Origin of the sequence: Aliivibrio sifiae (genome assembly GCF_002954705.1) — a bacterium.
Lineage (GTDB): Bacteria > Pseudomonadota > Gammaproteobacteria > Enterobacterales > Vibrionaceae > Aliivibrio > Aliivibrio sifiae_A.
The window spans coordinates 775,634-792,713 of the sequence record NZ_MSCO01000002.1 but is presented as its reverse complement, the minus strand read 5'-3'; the positions used below and the strand labels follow the sequence as shown (position 1 = coordinate 792,713).

General features: G+C 39.1%; 13 protein-coding genes, 1 tRNA gene and 1 rRNA gene. 12 read left to right on the top strand and 3 right to left on the bottom strand.

Going from position 1 to position 17,080, the window contains the following annotated elements:
- Positions 1–92: 92 nt before the first annotated feature.
- From rrf to BTO22_RS14620, 3 genes are all read left to right on the top strand, one after another.
- Positions 93–208, top strand: a 5S ribosomal RNA gene (gene rrf / locus BTO22_RS14630).
- 62 nt (positions 209–270) lie between these two features.
- A tRNA-Trp gene (locus BTO22_RS14625) sits at positions 271–347 on the top strand.
- Positions 348–643: 296 nt separating this feature from the next.
- A complete protein-coding gene (locus BTO22_RS14620; protein WP_105056113.1) occupies positions 644–1,564 on the top strand; it encodes a manganese-dependent inorganic pyrophosphatase in 921 nt (306 codons plus the stop codon).
- Between the two features lie 64 nt (positions 1,565–1,628).
- Here the strand turns inward: BTO22_RS14620 and BTO22_RS14615 are convergent, their stop codons facing one another.
- On the bottom strand, positions 1,629–1,781 hold the full coding sequence (locus BTO22_RS14615) for a TFIIB-type zinc ribbon-containing protein (RefSeq protein ID WP_105056112.1): 153 nt from the start codon (positions 1,779–1,781) through the stop codon (positions 1,629–1,631).
- Between the two features lie 225 nt (positions 1,782–2,006).
- Positions 2,007–2,531 carry a DUF2062 domain-containing protein gene (locus BTO22_RS14610; RefSeq protein WP_105056111.1) on the bottom strand — a complete coding sequence of 175 codons (525 nt, stop codon included), beginning with the start codon at positions 2,529–2,531 and terminating at the stop codon, positions 2,007–2,009.
- A gap of 6 nt (positions 2,532–2,537) precedes the next feature.
- Between BTO22_RS14610 and BTO22_RS14605 the strand changes: the two genes are divergently transcribed.
- The 5 genes from BTO22_RS14605 to kdsB are packed head-to-tail and all read left to right on the top strand — an operon-like array spanning position 2,538 to position 8,561.
- Entirely contained in the window at positions 2,538–4,844 is a 2,307-nt protein-coding gene (locus tag BTO22_RS14605) for a DNA internalization-related competence protein ComEC/Rec2 (RefSeq protein WP_105056110.1), read from the top strand.
- A gap of 34 nt (positions 4,845–4,878) precedes the next feature.
- Positions 4,879–6,627 carry a lipid A ABC transporter ATP-binding protein/permease MsbA gene (gene msbA / locus BTO22_RS14600; RefSeq protein ID WP_060993856.1) on the top strand — a complete coding sequence of 583 codons (1,749 nt, stop codon included), beginning with the start codon at positions 4,879–4,881 and terminating at the stop codon, positions 6,625–6,627.
- Positions 6,627–7,634 (top strand): tetraacyldisaccharide 4'-kinase, encoded by a 1,008-nt coding sequence (gene lpxK / locus BTO22_RS14595; protein ID WP_105056109.1) that lies wholly within the window; start codon positions 6,627–6,629, stop codon positions 7,632–7,634. Before msbA ends, lpxK begins: the two co-directional genes overlap by 1 nt.
- Entirely contained in the window at positions 7,615–7,812 is a 198-nt protein-coding gene (locus tag BTO22_RS14590) for a Trm112 family protein (RefSeq protein ID WP_105056108.1), read from the top strand. The genes lpxK and BTO22_RS14590 overlap by 20 nt, the downstream gene beginning before the upstream one ends.
- Positions 7,794–8,561: a 3-deoxy-manno-octulosonate cytidylyltransferase gene (kdsB, locus tag BTO22_RS14585; RefSeq protein ID WP_105056107.1), complete on the top strand. Its 768-nt coding sequence runs from the start codon at positions 7,794–7,796 to the stop codon at positions 8,559–8,561. The genes BTO22_RS14590 and kdsB overlap by 19 nt, the downstream gene beginning before the upstream one ends.
- Positions 8,562–8,670: 109 nt before the next feature.
- On the opposite strand, the gene elyC is transcribed toward kdsB, so the two are convergent.
- Positions 8,671–9,534, bottom strand: coding sequence for an envelope biogenesis factor ElyC (elyC, locus tag BTO22_RS14580; protein WP_060993852.1), 864 nt, complete (start codon positions 9,532–9,534; stop codon positions 8,671–8,673).
- Between the two features lie 135 nt (positions 9,535–9,669).
- Here elyC and cmoM point away from each other — a divergent pair, with 135 nt between their 5' ends.
- Genes cmoM through mukB form a run of 4 tightly spaced genes read left to right on the top strand, consistent with a single transcriptional unit; the run spans position 9,670 to position 17,005 of the window.
- Positions 9,670–10,449 carry a tRNA uridine 5-oxyacetic acid(34) methyltransferase CmoM gene (cmoM, locus tag BTO22_RS14575; RefSeq protein ID WP_061030411.1) on the top strand — a complete coding sequence of 260 codons (780 nt, stop codon included), beginning with the start codon at positions 9,670–9,672 and terminating at the stop codon, positions 10,447–10,449.
- A 25-nt stretch (positions 10,450–10,474) separates the two neighbouring features.
- Positions 10,475–11,812 (top strand): chromosome partition protein MukF, encoded by a 1,338-nt coding sequence (gene mukF, locus BTO22_RS14570; RefSeq protein WP_105056106.1) that lies wholly within the window; start codon positions 10,475–10,477, stop codon positions 11,810–11,812.
- Positions 11,793–12,536, top strand: coding sequence for a chromosome partition protein MukE (mukE, locus tag BTO22_RS14565; RefSeq protein ID WP_060993849.1), 744 nt, complete (start codon positions 11,793–11,795; stop codon positions 12,534–12,536). Before mukF ends, mukE begins: the two co-directional genes overlap by 20 nt.
- Positions 12,533–17,005 carry a chromosome partition protein MukB gene (gene mukB, locus BTO22_RS14560; RefSeq protein WP_181044660.1) on the top strand — a complete coding sequence of 1,491 codons (4,473 nt, stop codon included), beginning with the start codon at positions 12,533–12,535 and terminating at the stop codon, positions 17,003–17,005. The genes mukE and mukB overlap by 4 nt, the downstream gene beginning before the upstream one ends.
- Positions 17,006–17,080 lie beyond the last annotated feature (75 nt).

Below are 17,080 nucleotides of genomic sequence, written 5' to 3'. Positions count from 1 at the left end.
ATATTGAATGTGATTAAGAACAGCTCTTTATATAGAGAAACAGCTTTCCAGATTATTATTTATCTCTTATTGAGGTAGATAGAAAGAATTTGCTTGGCGATCATAGCGTTATGGACCCACCTGATCCCATGCCGAACTCAGAAGTGAAACGTAATAGCGCCGATGGTAGTGTGGGGTTTCCCCATGTGAGAGTAGGACATCGCCAGGCTTGAATTTAATTTTACTTTTGTAAAGTAAAATAAGACAAAGTTAAGTCATTAAAATAACTACAGGGGTGTAGCTCCAACTGGCAGAGCAGCGGATTCCAAATCCGCGTGTTGGGAGTTCGAATCTCTCCACCCCTGCCATATTAAAGAAGGCTCATATCAAAAGATATGGGTCTTTTTGCTATCTGTATTTTGGAAAAGAGCGGCGGATTCCTCCACCATAATAACACGCGTGTTGGGAGTTCGAATCTCTCCACCCCTGCCATATTAAAGAAGGCTCATATCGAAAGATATGAGCCTTTTTGCTATTTATAGCATGGGAAATAGCCATGAACTCTTCTTCTATAAGAAATGCTATATCGAAAACGACGAGCTTTTTCTTTTCAAATGCCGTTAATTTGTTAGAATATCGCGCATATTTAAAGGAGAGTAATACAATGTCAATGTATGTAGTGGGCCATAAAATCCCAGATTCAGATTCAATTTGTGGTGCAATCGCACTTGCTTACTTAAAAAATCAAATTGGCGAAGCTGCTATTCCAGCTCGTCTAGGTGAACTTTCTCCTGAAACAGCATTCATCCTTGATAAGTTTGGTTTAGAGTCTCCAGAGTTTAAAACTAGCTATGCTGGTGAAGACGTTTATATTGTTGACCATTCTGAGTTAACTCAAGCACCAGATGATATTGCAGAAGCTACAATTGTAGGTATCGTAGACCACCATAAACTAGGTGATTTGACGACTTCAACACCACTAGAATGTTGGATCCGTCCCGTTGGTTGTAGTAATACAATTATTAAGATGATGTACGATTTCTATAATGTTGAAATTCCTCAAAACATTGCTGGCATTATGCTATGTGCAATCCTAAGTGATACTGTAATTTTCAAATCACCAACATGTACAACTGCTGATATTAAATGTGTTGAAGCACTAGCTGAGATCGCTGGTATTGAAGACTTTAAAGCATTAGGCATGGAAATGTTTAAAGTGAAATCAGCAGTTGAAGGTACGGCGGTGCGTGACCTTGTTATGCGTGATTTTAAAGACTTTAATATGAATGGTGAGCTTGTTGGTATTGGCCAACTTGAAGTTATCGATCTTTCTGTATTTGATGAGATTAAAGCTGATTTAGAAGCGGATATCGCAACAATGAAAGTGGAAGGCAATCGTCATACTATGATTTTGCTTTTAACTGACATCATGAAAGAAGGCTCAGAGCTACTTGTTATTAGTGATAACTCAGACTTGACTGAGAAAGCTTACGGTAAAGCAACTGTGAATGGCCGAGTTTGGCTTGATGGTGTTCTTAGCCGTAAAAAGCAAGTTGTTCCTCAACTACAAGAAGTTTTTGCTTAATTGTAGTTATATTAAGCAACTAGTTAAAAAAGCCCGTACAGGTGTATGGGCTTTTTTGTAAGGGCTAAATAACAGCTTCGCTCTGAGGGGTTGTTACAAGAACCCAGACTCCATCTTTTTTGACAACTCCGCAATCTGAGCAGATCACTGTTTTTTGATTCTCTGAAATGAGCAATTCATCAGAAAGGCAGTTTGGACATTCATTAATTTCATTCATGTCATATTCCTTAATCGGCAGTATACGATGTCTATTATCTCTTTATTATTTTATATTCAATACTAAGCGAACTACTGATTTTACGTGGTTTAATTAGTGAGACAACCATAAATATATTACAAGAAACATGACGTATTGTTTGAGCGAAAGTTTAGTTTTGTGAACTGACAGCAAAGATTTACTGCCAGTAATAGAAAGGATCTATCTGAAAAGGGTAGATTGTTTTTAACGTGGAATTTTTAGTCTTAGAGTTCGTTTTTTCCAACTTCTAACAACGGAGTACCGCCAAAGTCCACGAATACCAAAATAGCCAATAAGAGCAGAAACAACGGCACAAATCGCACAACCCAGTAGAAACGGAGGGCCAATCGTTGACATTTGAGAACCAATGAATTCCCATGATAATTCAAAATGGAAATGTTGAGCGGGTGTTGATAATACCCAAGCACCAATTTTGTACGCGCCATAAAATAAAACGGGCATAGTAACTGGGTTACTTACCCATACTAATGCAATAGATAATGGTAGATTTACACTGCATAAAATGGCTAATCCAGCAGCCATAATCATTTGACTAGGTAGAGGGACAAACGCCATAAATAAACCGACAGCAAACGCGCCAGCTGCAGAGCGGCGGTTCAAACACCATAGGTTTGGGTTATACAATACATTGCCGAATACTTTTAATGCTTTTTGGCGTTTAATTGTTTCGTGGTTTGGTAAAAAACGTTTAATGAATTTTCTTGGCATGAGTTAATGCTTCTTTTTAATGACATACGCATAAAGATCGTAGTCGTAATTCTTATTCTTTTGTCGTCAGCCTATTGGCCAACAAACCTGCCGTCGTTTGCATTTTTACTGTGTGTTTTTAGTTATTTAATAACACTAAAATATTCCCAAGCTAGATTAATACAAGGCATCCTGCTGGGGTTAATCATCACATCCTCACACATAACTTACTATAAAAGTGTAAACAAACTACTTTATAGTCAGGGGCATGATATTACCATCAAAGGTGAAATTCAAAGTCTAATTGCATTTAAAGAAAGAACATCTTCAATTTTAGTGCAAGTTCGTGATATTGACACTTCTCCTATTAAGTTTTATCAATCGCCCTTACTAAGGCTTTCGATTCGAGATTTTAAAAAGTCTTTAGAAAAAGAAATACCCAAAGCTCTTTTTAAGCAAGGTGAATTATGGGAATTTACTGTCAAACTGAGACCTCCGATAGGTCGACATAATGAAGTCGGCTATAAACTTGAAGATTACGCTCTAGCCAAAAGAATCCACTCATATGGTAAAATTACTAATGCAACGTTGATTGATAATTCTTCTTCGATTAGAAACCAGTGGTTTCTTAATGTCTATGATCGTACTTTGAAGCAAGAGTTTCAATCATTACTTTTAGCGTTAACCTTTGGTTACAAAGGTGATATAGATGCAAATGAGTGGAAAGTATTAAGGAACTCAGGTTTAGCTCATTTAATGGCAATATCAGGTCTTCATATTGGTTTTGTCTTTGCTATTGGTTGGTGGTTAGGAAAGATAGCTAGAAGCTTTTTGTCTTACCGAGTTACCGTCTGGTTGCCTGTTATTACTGGTTGTTTACTCGCTACTTTTTATGCATGGCTTGCGGATTTCTCTTTACCTACAATAAGAGCATTGATTGCCTGTCTTTTAGTATCATTAGTTTTGATTCTTCGTTGGAAGTGGCCTAAGCATTTATTATTTCTATGGTGCTTATTGTTATGCCTTGTTATTAATCCCTTTTCAGCATTATCTATGAGTTTTTGGCTTTCGTTTAGCGCTGTATCTGTGGTTCTTTTATCATTGTATTTTTACCAACGATTCTTTATTAATAAATCTCGTCCATTTATGGAGAAACTGCGTCAGGTGGTTTTTATCCAGTGTGGGCTCTTTGTGTTATTAGCACCGATACAGGCTTACTTTTTTTCTGGAGTCAGTTTTTTATCACCAATAATTAATTTAGTCTCTGTTCCTTGGGTTAGCTTGCTCACTGTTCCTTTAAGCTTACTTGCTGTTCTCTCTGGGCAAGTAAATTATTCTATTTCAGAACTCTCTTGGAGTTTAGCTAATTGGTCATTAACTCCAATATGGTGGTTGGCAGAAAAAGCAGATCAGTCATGGTTCGTATTGTCTCATCATACGAATAGCATTCTTATTATTATCATTGGTTTGATTGGTGTCAGAATCATCTTTCCTGTGAAATATTTCTTTCAACCTTTTGTATTTTTATTACTGTGTTCAGTCTTGATTAAACCAGAGAAAAAATGGCAAGTTGATTTTCTGGATGTCGGGCATGGCTTATCAGTACTATTATCAAACCAAGGACATACCGTCATTTATGATACAGGTATGAAATGGAGCAATGGCAGTATTGCTGAAAGTGTTATTGAACCCATTTTATATTCTCGTGGGGTTAAGTCGATTAATGGTTTGATTGTTAGTCATTCAGACAATGATCATGCAGGTGGAAAAACATACTTAACTGATGTATTCAATCCAGCATGGATTAGAACTAGCGAGATAAGGGTAAACGATAAATATTGTATTAAAGGTGAACAATGGCGGGAGGGAGAGATGTTATTTACCGTGATCTGGCCTCCAAAGAGAGTAAAACGAGCTTATAATCCTCATTCGTGTGTGATCAAAGTTAAGGTTGAACAATGGACTTTTTTATTAACTGGTGACATTGATGCTATCTCAGAGATGTTGATATTAAATCAAAATGACTTTGGTGATGTGGATGTTTTTCTTGTACCTCATCATGGTTCTAATAGCTCTTCAACAATTCGTTGGACAGAAGAGATGAAAGGGAAGATTGCAGTTGTGTCTACAGGGCGGTTTACCCCTTGGAATTTACCGAGCAAAACAATACAAGAACGATATGAAGAGAAAGACATAAAATGGTTAGATACTGCTCAATTAGGTCAGATCAATATTACAAGTGACCAAAATAATTTGGTGATTAAAGGTTATTCACTGCTCAATCACAATGTCTGGTACAGAAAGCTATTTGGCGATAATCTAAATTCAGAGTAGAATAAAGGTAATTGTATATGAAGAATAAGTACTTATGACTATTGAAAAAGACGAATCTACATGGGTAACATTTAAACGTTTATGGCCATTAATCTCTCTCTATAAAGCCGGACTATGGGTAGCTATTGTTGCTCTGGTTGTTAATGCCTTAAGTGACACTTACATGATTTCGCTATTGAAGCCATTATTAGATGAAGGTTTTGGCAGTGCAGATTCAGACTTCTTAAAGAAAATGCCATTTATTATTTTAGCTATGATGTTTATTCGTGGTCTTAGTGGTTTTATTTCTGGCTATTGCATGAGTTGGGTCGCGAGTAACGTAGTAATGCGAATTCGCCGTCAAATATTTAATCATTTTATGCATATGCCAGTAAGTTACTTTGATCAAGAATCTACAGGTCGCTTACTCTCTCGTATTACCTATGATTCAGAACAAGTTGCTTCTGCAACCAGTAAAGCGTTAGTTAATATTGTCCGTGAATCGGCAAGTATTATTGGTTTACTTGGTCTTATGTTTTGGAATAGTTGGCAGCTATCTTTAGTGCTTATTATAGTCGCCCCCGTTGTTGCCTTTGCTATTAGTTTTGTTTCTAAACGCTTTAGAAAGATCAGTAAGAGTATGCAAACAGCAATGGGTTCATTGACAGCAACGTCTGAACAAATGCTGAAAGGCCATAAAGTAGTATTAAGTTATGGTGGTCATAAAGTTGAATCAGAGCGTTTTGATAACATCAGTAATCACATGCGTCAACAAGGAATGAAAATGGTGGTTGCTCAAGGCTTAGCAAATCCAATCATTCAAATGATCGCATCTCTCGCATTAGTAACGGTATTATTCTTAGCAAGTGTTGACTCAATTAAAGAAACATTAACCCCAGGTACATTTACCGTTGTATTTTCTGCTATGTTTGGCTTACTTCGCCCATTAAAATCGTTAACCGGTGTGACGTCTGATTTCCAACGAGGTATGGCAGCTTGTCAAACTTTGTTCGAATTAATGGATATGGATAAAGAAAAAGACGATGGCGTGATTACTAAAGAAAAAGTTGATGGTGAAATTAAAGTTGAAAATGTAACGTTTACTTATCCAACGGCGGAAGGTCCTGCGTTACGAAATATTAGTTTTGATATCCCAAGTGGAAAGACAGTTGCATTAGTTGGTCGTTCAGGTTCAGGTAAAAGTACTATTGCGAATCTATTTACCCGTTTTTACGATGTTGACTCGGGTACAATATCGTTAGATGGTGATAAAGTTGAAGACTATAAACTTCCTAACCTTCGTAAACACTTTGCGTTAGTATCTCAAAATGTGCATTTATTTAATGATACGGTAGCAAATAATATTTCTTATGCTTCAGAGGGTAAGTTTACTCGTGAAGAGATAGAAAAAGCGGCTGAACTTGCTTATGCCTCTGACTTCATTAATAAAATGGAGCAGGGTTTTGACACCATGATAGGTGAAAACGGCGCAAGTTTATCAGGCGGACAACGTCAACGTATCGCTATTGCTCGTGCTCTATTGCAAAATGCATCTGTATTAATCCTTGATGAAGCAACATCAGCGTTAGATACGGAATCAGAGAAAGCGATTCAATCAGCATTGGATGAGCTGCAAAAAGACAAAACCGTATTAGTTATTGCACACCGTTTATCTACAATTGAAAGTGCGGATCAGATACTTGTCATCGATGAAGGTGAAGTTGTTGAGCGTGGAACACATGCTGAACTAATTGCACATGATGGTGCTTATGCACAGTTACACCGCATTCAGTTTGGTGATTAATGATTGAGAAAATTTGGTTTGATAATCATATTTTAGGAAAGCTTTTATGGCCAATATTATGGCCACTAAGTTGCTTATTTAAATGGTTGGCTTCGAAACGAAAAGCGGATTATCAATCGGGTAAGAAAGTAAGCTATCGAGCTTCTGTTCCTGTTGTCGTTGTCGGAAATATTACCGCGGGGGGGAATGGTAAAACTCCTGTTGTTGTATGGTTAGTTGAACAACTTCAACTGAAAGGGTACAGAGTTGGTGTTGCCTCTCGTGGTTATGGTGGTAAAGCACCGTATTATCCTTACTTACTGACTGAAACGACAACACCGGATATTTCAGGTGATGAACCCGTATTGATAAAACAACGCACCAAAGCGGATGTTGTGGTTGCCCCTGTGCGAAGTGATGCCGTTAAAGTGCTTGAATCGCAAGGTGTTGATATAATTATTACCGATGATGGTTTGCAACACTATGCATTACAGCGTAACGTTGAGTTCATTATCATTGATGGAAAACGTCGTTTTGGTAATGGGAAGTACATTCCATTAGGACCATTAAGAGAGGGGGTAGATCGTTTATCAACGGTTGATTTCTTAATTTGTAATGGAGAGCGCCCAAAAGATAATGAAATATCAATGCGGCTTGAACCAAGTAATGCGATTAATTTAGTTACGGGTGAAAAACGTGATATTTCTTCTTTATCAAATTTGGTTGCATTTGCGGGTATTGGTCATCCTCCACGCTTTTTTGAGACGTTAAAATCACTAAAAGCAGATGTTGTTCATACTCAAGCCTTTGGTGATCATAAAGCGTTTGAACCAACAGAAATTGAAAATTTAATGCAGCATGGCGAGCAATTAATTATGACAGAGAAAGATGCAGTTAAGTGTCAGTCCTTTGCTCAGTCGTCATGGTGGTATTTACCTGTTGATGCTAAATTCCCAGAAGAAAAAGCACAACAAATATTAGATAAAATTATAGAGGTAAAAGAACAATATGGATTATCGTCTTCTTGAAATCGTTGCTTGTCCTGTGTGTAATGGAAAACTGAACTACGATAAAGATAAGCAAGAATTGATCTGTAAAATTGATCGTCTTGCATACCCAATTAAAGAAGGTATTCCAGTAATGCTTGAGCCTGAAGCTCGTCGTATGACAATGGAAGAGGTAGAGCTATGTCGTTCACAGTTATAATTCCTGCTCGTTACCAATCAACGCGCTTACCAGGTAAGCCATTGGCTGATATTTGTGGTAAGCCGATGATTCAATGGGTTTATGAGCAAGCATCAAAAGCGGGAGCTGACCGTGTTATCGTAGCAACAGATGATCCTCGTATTGAAGCTGTGGTTAAAGGCTTTGGTGGTGATGTATGCATTACTTCCCCTGCTCATGAATCAGGTACAGAACGTCTAGCTGAAGTTATTGAGAAATGTGGGATTACGGCAGATGAAATTGTTGTAAATGTACAAGGTGATGAGCCTCTTATTCCACCGAGTATTATTCAACAAGTCGCACAAAACCTATCAGGTTCGGTGGCACCAATGGCAACATTGGCCGTTACCATTGATGAAGAAGATGATGTCTTTAACCCAAATGCTGTAAAAGTAGTTACTGATGCTGAAGGGTACGCCTTGTACTTTAGTCGAGCTTCGATCCCATGGGATCGTGATGCGTTTGCACAAGGTGAATCACTAACTGCGAACCCATTACTTCGTCATATTGGTATCTATGCGTATCGTGCAGGTTTCATTAATACGTATATTAATTGGCAACCAAGCGTACTTGAAAAAATCGAATGCCTAGAGCAACTTCGTGTGCTTTGGTACGGTGAGAAAATTCATGTAGCAGTTGCAAAAGAGGCACCGGCTGCTGGGGTTGATACACCTGAAGATTTAGAAAAAGTGAGATCTATCATTTTAAGTAATACTCATTCGGATAAATGATTGTAATTATCCTAAAGTAAGTAAAAATAATCAGATACTTATCGATACGTATAAAAAAGCACGAACCTAATTTGGGTTCGTGCTTTTTTATATCAATAGTTTAAAGCTGCTATTTGCCTTTCGGTAATGGTAGAGATTCTGTTATATCATCTACTTTATCCATAACGTCTTCAAACTCAATTTTGTTTGTTTCTTGTGCTTGTTCTTCTCTTGCCATTAAAAGATCTTTAAGATCCATAAACCAGCGACCCATTTGCTCATACCAAAATCGTTCAGATTGTTCTAAATACTTCGCTTTTGGTGCATATTTTTCCCACGGTTGTTTAATTTGTGAGTGCGCTAAGTAATTTGTTGGTGCTGGTGTTGGTGCTAGCCCTAAATTGTGGAACTCTTTCATTGCTCTTGGCATGTGACTAGCAGAAGTGACAAGGACTAAATTGCTTTTACCTACTGAATTAAGGGTTTGAATCGCCTCTTCGTGAGTATCTCGAGCATTTTCTAATAAAAGAATATCTGATTTATTTACACCAAGAGAAAGGGCTACACGGGCCATCATACGCGCATGGCTTACCGTTGTTCCACCACTGTAACCTGATAAGATTAATTTCGCTCCAGGATACATACGGTAGATACGGATCCCTTCTGTTAGCCTCATAACAGCTGCACGAGATAATTCGGAAATGGGAGAAATTTCATCATCAACAACATGACCGTTCCCTAAAACCAAAACATATTCAACAGGCACATCAGGTGCGATGAATGAGGGGTACATGCGCTCAGTTGTTGTTAATAATGGGGCAGTGATTGGCTGAAAAGACAGCATGAAAATCCCCACAAGAGACAATGTTAGTAAAAAAGAGGCAAATCCTTTCCTTTTTGAAAACCATAAAATGAATAGACCGATGAACCCAATTAGGAGTAATCCAGGTAAGGGCATCAGCATTGATGATACAAACTTCTTTAACTCAAACATATTTTTTGACTATTACCGCTGATATAGAATGAAAAACCACCACTTGAGAGCAAAAAACAGCGTCATGCTGTTACTTCCTTGAGCTCTTATGCGACAATGCTTGTTTCCAATAGATAATATCATAACTTAACCACTGTGAATAAAGACCGTAATTTCGACGACATCGCCCACAAATTTGCTAAGAACATTTATGGTTCTGACAAAGGCGAGATCCGTCAAACTATTGTATGGCAAGATATGGAAACCATCTTAGCTAATAGTAAAGCAAGTTCTGCGCCACTTACTGTATTAGATGCTGGTGGGGGGATTGGTCAAGTATCTCAACAAATTGCCCAGTTAGGACATTTGGTGACGTTATGTGATATTTCTTCAGAAATGTTGAAGTTAGCGAAACAATCGGTTCAAGACAATGGTTTATTGGCTCAATATCAATTTATTCACTCTGCTGTACAAGAAATTGAACAACACGAAGTGGGTAAGGTTGATATTCTACTCTTTCATGCTGTTATGGAATGGTTAGAAGATCCGAAAGCTGCATTGGATATTTTATTAGAACAAGTAAAACCGGGTGGGTATGCCTCGATTATGTTTTATAATCATCACGGTTTAGTATTGAAAAATGTGATTTGTGGCAATATTCCTCATGTTTTAGATGGCATGCCACATAGAAAACGGTTTAAGTTACAACCACAAAAAGGCTTAATGCCAAATGAGGTTTACCAGTGGATTGAAGACGCTGGTTATGAAATTCAAGGAAAGTCGGGTATTCGCTCATTTCATGATTACATTGGTAACATGGAATACATGGGAGACTATCAAATCGAAGATGTGCTTAAACTAGAAGAGCAGTTATGCCGTCAAGAACCTTATCTCTCTCTTGGTCGTTATATTCACGTATGGGCGAAGAGAAAATAATAATGATGTACACAAAGGATACACAATGAGTGAGTTTTCTAATGCTGTTACAGACCAAACGGTTGATGAACTGGTTGGCTGGGTAAAGCAGCACGATTTCTCATTGAACTTGCCGACCGAGCGTCTGGCATTTTTGTTGGCCATTGCTGTTCTCAGTAATGAAAGATTTGATGATGAACTAGGTGAAGGTGAACTTCACGATGCGTTTGGTATCATCAGTGGTTTATTTGGACAATCCAATGACACCATTGCTTTTCGTGCGAACAATGCAATCAATGAATTAGTAAAACAACGATTAATTAGCCGTTTTAGTGGTGAAAGTACCGATGGAATGAACATCTATCGTCTAACACCATTAGCGATTGGTATTACCGATTACTACGTGCGCCACCGTCAATTCTCTAAATTGAAGCTTTCTATTCAGTTGACGATGGTAGCAGAAGAGATCCAGAAAGCATCGCAAGCCGCTGAAAAAGGTGGCGAAGCAAAGCACTGGCGTAAAAACGTATTCGGAGTTCTGAAATATTCAGTTGGAGAGATCTTTGATCGTATCGATCTAAACCAACGTGTCATGGATGAGCAACAACAATCAGTTAAAGAAGAAATTGCAGAGCTGCTAAACCAAAATTGGCGTGAAGCGATTTCTAGCTGTGAAAAGCTGCTTGATGAAACCTCTGGCAATCTACGTGAATTACAAGATTCATTGCAAGCGGCGGGTGATCAACTTCAAACGGAGTTACTGAATATTCAAGAAATTGTTTATGGTAATGAAGAGTTAGAGTTTATTGATGCCTTGCTGTATTCATTGCAAATGAAACTTGACCGCATTGTAAGTTGGGGGCAACAAGCGATTGATTTATGGATTGGCTACGACAGACACGTACATAAATTTATCCGTACTGCGATTGATATGGATAAAAACCGTGCGTTCAGTCAACGTTTGCGTGATTCAGTTAAAGGCTATTTTGATGCGCCTTGGTTGTTAACGTATGCCGATACAGAACGATTACGAGATATGCGTGATGAAGCCTTAATCCTGCGTGACGACGAAGTTACCGGTATTGTTCCAGATGAAATGGAATACGAAGAATTAAGTGTAATCACAGATATCTTAGCAGAACAAGTGAGTGAAATGCTTCAGCGTCATAAAGCGACGGGTGAAGCGATGGAATTAGGTACAATGCTTAAAAACTACCTAACGACTTATCCTCATTCTCAGCACTTTGATCTTGCCCGTATCGTGGTAGATCAAGCAGTGCGTCTCGGTTATTCAGAAGCCGATTTCCAAGCCGTTCAACCTGATTGGCAATCTATTAACGAATTCGGTGCGAAGGTACAAGCAAATGTCATTAACAAATATTGAAGAATTCATGCCTGAGAAGTTAGCAAAAGCGATTGCTAATCCATTATTCCCAGCATTAGACAGTTTATTGCGTTCTGGTCGCCATATTGCCAGCGAAGATTTAGATAACCATGGTTTATTGTGTGAGTTTGAACATGAGCTTGGTATGTTTTACCAACGTTATCATGCTGAATTAGTAAAAGCGCCAGAAGGTTTCTTTTACTTACGTCCGCGATCTACCTCTTTCATTGCACGTAGTGTATTGGCTGAGATAGACATGTTGGTTGGTAAAGTCTTGTGTTTCTTATATCTAAGTCCAGAGCGTTTGGCTCACGAAGGCATCTTTACTAACCAAGAGTTGTTTGATGAGTTATTAGTATTAGCTGATGAACAAAAGCTAATGAAGTTAGTAACAAATCGTGCATCTGGTTCAGATTTAGATAAAGAAAAGCTGTTTGATAAAGTTCGTACTTCACTACGCCGTTTAAAGCGTCTAGGTATGATCATTCAAGTAGGTGAACAAGGTAAATTCCGTATTAGTGAAGCGGTATTCCGTTTTGGTGCAGATGTTCGCTCTAATGATGATATGAAAGAAGCACAATTACGCTTGATCCGTGACGGTGAAGCAGTGGTAGTTCATCAGGAAGAATCAAGCCAATCAAGCTTTGATCTTGATGAAACAGCAAAGTTAGATGATACGCCAGCTGAAGAGCAGCATGAATTAGAATTGGAAGGTGATGCATGAGCATGATTGAACGTGGTAAATATCAATCACTCACCATGGTTAACTGGAACGGCTTTTTTGCACGTACCTTTGATATTGATAATCTAGTAACGACACTTTCTGGTGGTAACGGTGCTGGTAAATCGACCACTATGGCCGCGTTTATCACAACATTAATTCCAGACCAATCGCTGCTTCATTTCCGTAATACCACTGAAGCGGGTAGCTCACAAGCGTCTCGTGATAAAGGTCTACACGGTAAATTAAAGCCGGGTGCATGTTATGCGGCACTAGACGTTGTAAACTCTCGTAATCAACGTGTTCTTTTTGCTGTTAAATTACAGCAAGTTGCTGGCCGTGATAAGAAAGTAGACATTAAACCTTTCATTATCGTTGGTCTTCCAAGTCATGTGAAACCAACTGATTTAATGATCGAGGCAGTGTCTGATAATCAAGCACGTGTTCGTCAAATTAATGAAGTAAAAGACATTGTTGCAGAATACGAAGGTGTTCAGTTTAAAGCGTTTAATTCAGTTACTGATTATCACGCACAAATGTTTGATTACGGTGTTCTGCCTAAGAAACTTCGTAATACCAGTGATCGTTCTAAGTTCTATCGTTTAATCGAAGCGTCTTTATACGGTGGTATCTCAAGTGCGATCACGCGTTCTTTACGTGATTACTTATTGCCACAAAATGGTGGTGTTAAGAAAGCTTTCCAAGATATGGAAGCGGCACTACGTGAAAACCGTATGACATTAGAAGCGATCAAAACAACTCAGTCTGATCGTGACTTATTTAAACATTTAATTACTGAATCAACTAACTATGTTGCTTCAGATTACATGCGTCATGCGAATGATCGTCGTAAAAAACTTGAGCAAACATTAACGCACCGTGTTGAGTTAATGAATGCGCAAAACAGTTTAGTCGGTTTATCTTCTGTATTAAATAACATGCAGAGTGAACTAGAGCTACTGACTGATTCTGAATCAGGTCTTGAGCAAGATTATCAAGCTGCCTCAGATCACCTTCAATTAGTGCAAACAGCCGTTCGCCAACAAGAGAAGATTGAGCGTTATTCTGAAGATCTAGAAGAGCTAACCGAGCGTCTAGAAGAGCAAGTAATGGTGGTGGAAGAAGCCGCTGAACAACTTGCAATGTCAGAAGAGCAAGCACAACTAACTGAAGAAGAAGTTGATAGCCTTAAAACACAACTTGCTGACTACCAACAAGCGTTGGATATGCAGCAGACTCGTGCGCTTCAATATCAACAAGCGGTTAAAGCACTTGAGAAAGCACAGCAGCTGACAGCGAATGATGAACTAACGCAAAACAATGCAATTGATCTTCAATCTGAATTAAAAGCAAAAGAAGAGCGTCAAACAACAGCACTTCTTGCGATTAAACATAAGTTGGACCTTTCTTCTGCAGCTGTTCAGCAATTTGAACGTGGTTTAGCATTAGTGACTTCAATTGCTGGTCATGTTGAGCGTAATGACGCATCAGATAAGGCAAAAGCCTTAATTGAGCAAGCTCGACAGTTTACTAATATTGCAGAGCGTGCAGAGCAGCTTAAAGCACAATACAAAGATCTTGAGCGTTCAGTGCGTCTACAGCGTCAAGCCCAAGAATTAGCAACTGAATACACAAAACGTTTTAATATCACGATTGATTCTGAAATCGTACTTGAAGAAGAGCAAGCTCGTCATGAAGAGATGCTTGAGACGGTTCAAGAACAACAAGAAAACATCGTTGATAAACGCTCAGAGCTAAAGCGTCAAGAGCAACAACTTCGTTCTGAAGCTCACCGTTTAGAGTCAATTGCACCTAAATGGATTGCTGCTAACGATGCTTTAAATAAGCTTAATGACCAATGTGGTATTGAACTAGAAGATAGCCACATGGTTATCAGCCAGATGCAAGAAACGTTAGAAAACGAGCGTGTACTCTCTACCAACAAAGATCGTCTTGCTGCTCGTAAAGAAGAATTAGATAGTGAGATTGAACGCTTAGCTGCCCCTGGTGGTAGTGGTGATGCTCGTCTTAAAGGCCTTGCTGATACATTAGGTGGGGTATTGCTTTCTGAAATCTATGATGATATTACATTAAGTGATGCGCCATACTTCAGCTCGCTTTACGGTCCTGCTCGTCATGCTATTGTTGTTTCTGACTTGTCTGGTATTAAAGACAAGCTGGTTGATCTTGAGGATTGCCCAGATGATCTTTATATCATTGAAGGCGACATTGACGCGTTTGATGACAGCGTATTTGATGCGGATGAAATGGAGAATGCGGTTTGTGTTCATCTAAATGATCGCCAAATGCGTTATTCTCGTTTCCCTGAGCTACCATTGTTTGGTCGTGCAGCTCGTGAGCAACGTTTAGATACATTACGTGAAGAGCGTGAAATCGCCGTTGAAGAGCACGCAAAAGCTGCATTTGATTCACAAAAATTGCAACGTTTATACCAAAGCTTTAATGGTTTCGTATCGACACACCTAGCAGTGGCGTTTGATGCCGATCCAGAAGTTGAATTGAAAAAAGCACGTGAGCAATTATCACAAGCGAGTCGTCAATTAAATGAGCTTGTAGCGACTGAGCAACAACATAAATCTCAAATCTTAGCGTCAAAAGAGGCTCTGTCTCAATTAGCTAAAATTGCACCGCACATTAATGTTCTTGAAGATGAAACCATCACAGAGCGTTTTGAAGAGATCAGTGTTCAAGTTGAGCAAGTATCAGAAGCAGAAAGTTTCCTACGCCAAAATGGTAAAGCCATTGCTGAGTTAGAAAGCTTGCAACGCGCTCTAGAAGTGGATCCTGAGCAATTTGATGCACTAAAAGCTGAACATGAGCAAATTGATACACAGCTACAAAGCATTAAAGCGCAACTGTTTGCTATTTCTGATTTAGTAGAGCGCCGCCATCACTTCGGTTATGAAGATGCGGTTGCATTACTTAATAAGAGCAGTGAACTAAACGAACAACTTAAAGCAAAATTAGTACAAGCAGAACAAGCGCGTACTAAAGCGAAAGAGCAACAAAAGCAATCACAAGCTCAAGCAAACCAATACAACCAAGTAATGGCTTCGCTTAAGAGTTCACATCAAGCGAAACAAGAAACAGTTCAAGAGTTCAAGCGTGAACTGCAAGAGTTTGGTGTTCATGCAGACCAAAGCGCACTAGAACGTGCTGAAGTTCGTAAGGGTGAATTGAACGAGCGTCTACACAGTTCTCGTGGCCGTAAGAGTGAGCTAGAAAAAGGCATTACATCAAACGAGCTTGAGATCAAAGGTTTAGTTAAGCAATCTCGTAAAGTTGAAAAACTGTACAAAGAGCTACGTACCTTTGTGGTTAACGCAAAAGCCGGTTGGTGTTCAGTTCTACGTTTAGCTCGTGAAAATGATGTTGAACGTCGTCTACATAAGCGTGAATTGGCGTATTTAAGTGCAGAAGAACTGCGTTCAATGTCGGATAAATCATTAGGTGCACTTCGTCTAGCAGTTGCAGATAATGAAGACCTACGTGATTCATTACGTGCCTCTGAAGACACAAGTAAACCAGAGCGTAAAGTTCTATTCTATATTGCGGTTTATCAGCATCTTCGTGAGCGTATTCGCCAAGATATCATCCATACAGATGATCCAGTTGAAGCAATTGAAGAGATGGAAACTGAGCTTGGTCGTCTGACTGAAGAGCTGACGTCTCGTGAAAACCGTTTAGCACTAAGCTCTGAAAGTGTTGCGAACATTATTCGTAAGACCATTCAGCGTGAGCAAAACCGTATTCGTATGTTGAACCAAGGTTTATCACAAATTGGTTTTGGTCAAGTAACGGGTGTTCGTCTAAATGTAGGTATTCGTGAAACGCACGCAACGCTATTAGCGGGTCTGTCTGAGCATCAAGCACAACACCAAGATCTATTTGGTAACCCTCGCTTTACGTTCTCAGAAGCGATTGCGAAACTGTTCCAACGTATTAACCCACATATCGATGTTGGCCAACGTTCACCACAAACACTCGGTGAAGAGTTACTGGATTACCGTAACTATCTTGAGCTAAACATTGAAGTAAACCGCGGTGCAGATGGTTGGTTACAAGCAGAGTCGGGTGCATTATCAACAGGTGAGGCGATTGGTACGGGTCAAGCTATCCTACTAATGGTTATCCAAAGTTGGGAAGATGAGTCTCGTCGTCTTCGTAGTAAAGACATTATGCCTTGTCGTCTACTGTTCTTGGATGAAGCGGCACGTCTGGATGGTAAATCTATCGCGACGTTATTTGAATTATGTGACCGTTTGGATATGCAATTATTAATCGCGGCACCAGAGAACATCAGCCCAGAGAAAGGAACGACTTATAAACTGGTTCGTAAGATCTTTAAAGATCGTGAGCACGTTCATGTGGTGGGCCTAAAAGGTTTTGGACAAGAGTCAGCAGCAAGCCGTACTCAACAAACGCTAGAAGAAGTAGAGATAGCAGAATAAGCGTTAAATAATTTTGATAAGTGAATGGCAGTTAGGAATGGCTGCCATTTTTTTTGGAAAGATAATTGCATAGCT

Coding starts and splice junctions, on each gene's coding strand:
- BTO22_RS14620 (WP_105056113.1), top strand. CDS start 644: ATGTCAATGTATGTAGTGGGCCATAAAATCCCAGATTCAGATTCAATT.
- BTO22_RS14615 (WP_105056112.1), bottom strand. CDS start 1,781: ATGAATGAAATTAATGAATGTCCAAACTGCCTTTCTGATGAATTGCTC.
- BTO22_RS14610 (WP_105056111.1), bottom strand. CDS start 2,531: ATGCCAAGAAAATTCATTAAACGTTTTTTACCAAACCACGAAACAATT.
- BTO22_RS14605 (WP_105056110.1), top strand. CDS start 2,538: ATGCTTCTTTTTAATGACATACGCATAAAGATCGTAGTCGTAATTCTT.
- msbA (WP_060993856.1), top strand. CDS start 4,879: ATGACTATTGAAAAAGACGAATCTACATGGGTAACATTTAAACGTTTA.
- lpxK (WP_105056109.1), top strand. CDS start 6,627: ATGATTGAGAAAATTTGGTTTGATAATCATATTTTAGGAAAGCTTTTA.
- BTO22_RS14590 (WP_105056108.1), top strand. CDS start 7,615: ATGGATTATCGTCTTCTTGAAATCGTTGCTTGTCCTGTGTGTAATGGA.
- kdsB (WP_105056107.1), top strand. CDS start 7,794: ATGTCGTTCACAGTTATAATTCCTGCTCGTTACCAATCAACGCGCTTA.
- elyC (WP_060993852.1), bottom strand. CDS start 9,534: ATGTTTGAGTTAAAGAAGTTTGTATCATCAATGCTGATGCCCTTACCT.
- mukF (WP_105056106.1), top strand. CDS start 10,475: ATGAGTGAGTTTTCTAATGCTGTTACAGACCAAACGGTTGATGAACTG.
- mukE (WP_060993849.1), top strand. CDS start 11,793: ATGTCATTAACAAATATTGAAGAATTCATGCCTGAGAAGTTAGCAAAA.
- mukB (WP_181044660.1), top strand. CDS start 12,533: ATGAGCATGATTGAACGTGGTAAATATCAATCACTCACCATGGTTAAC.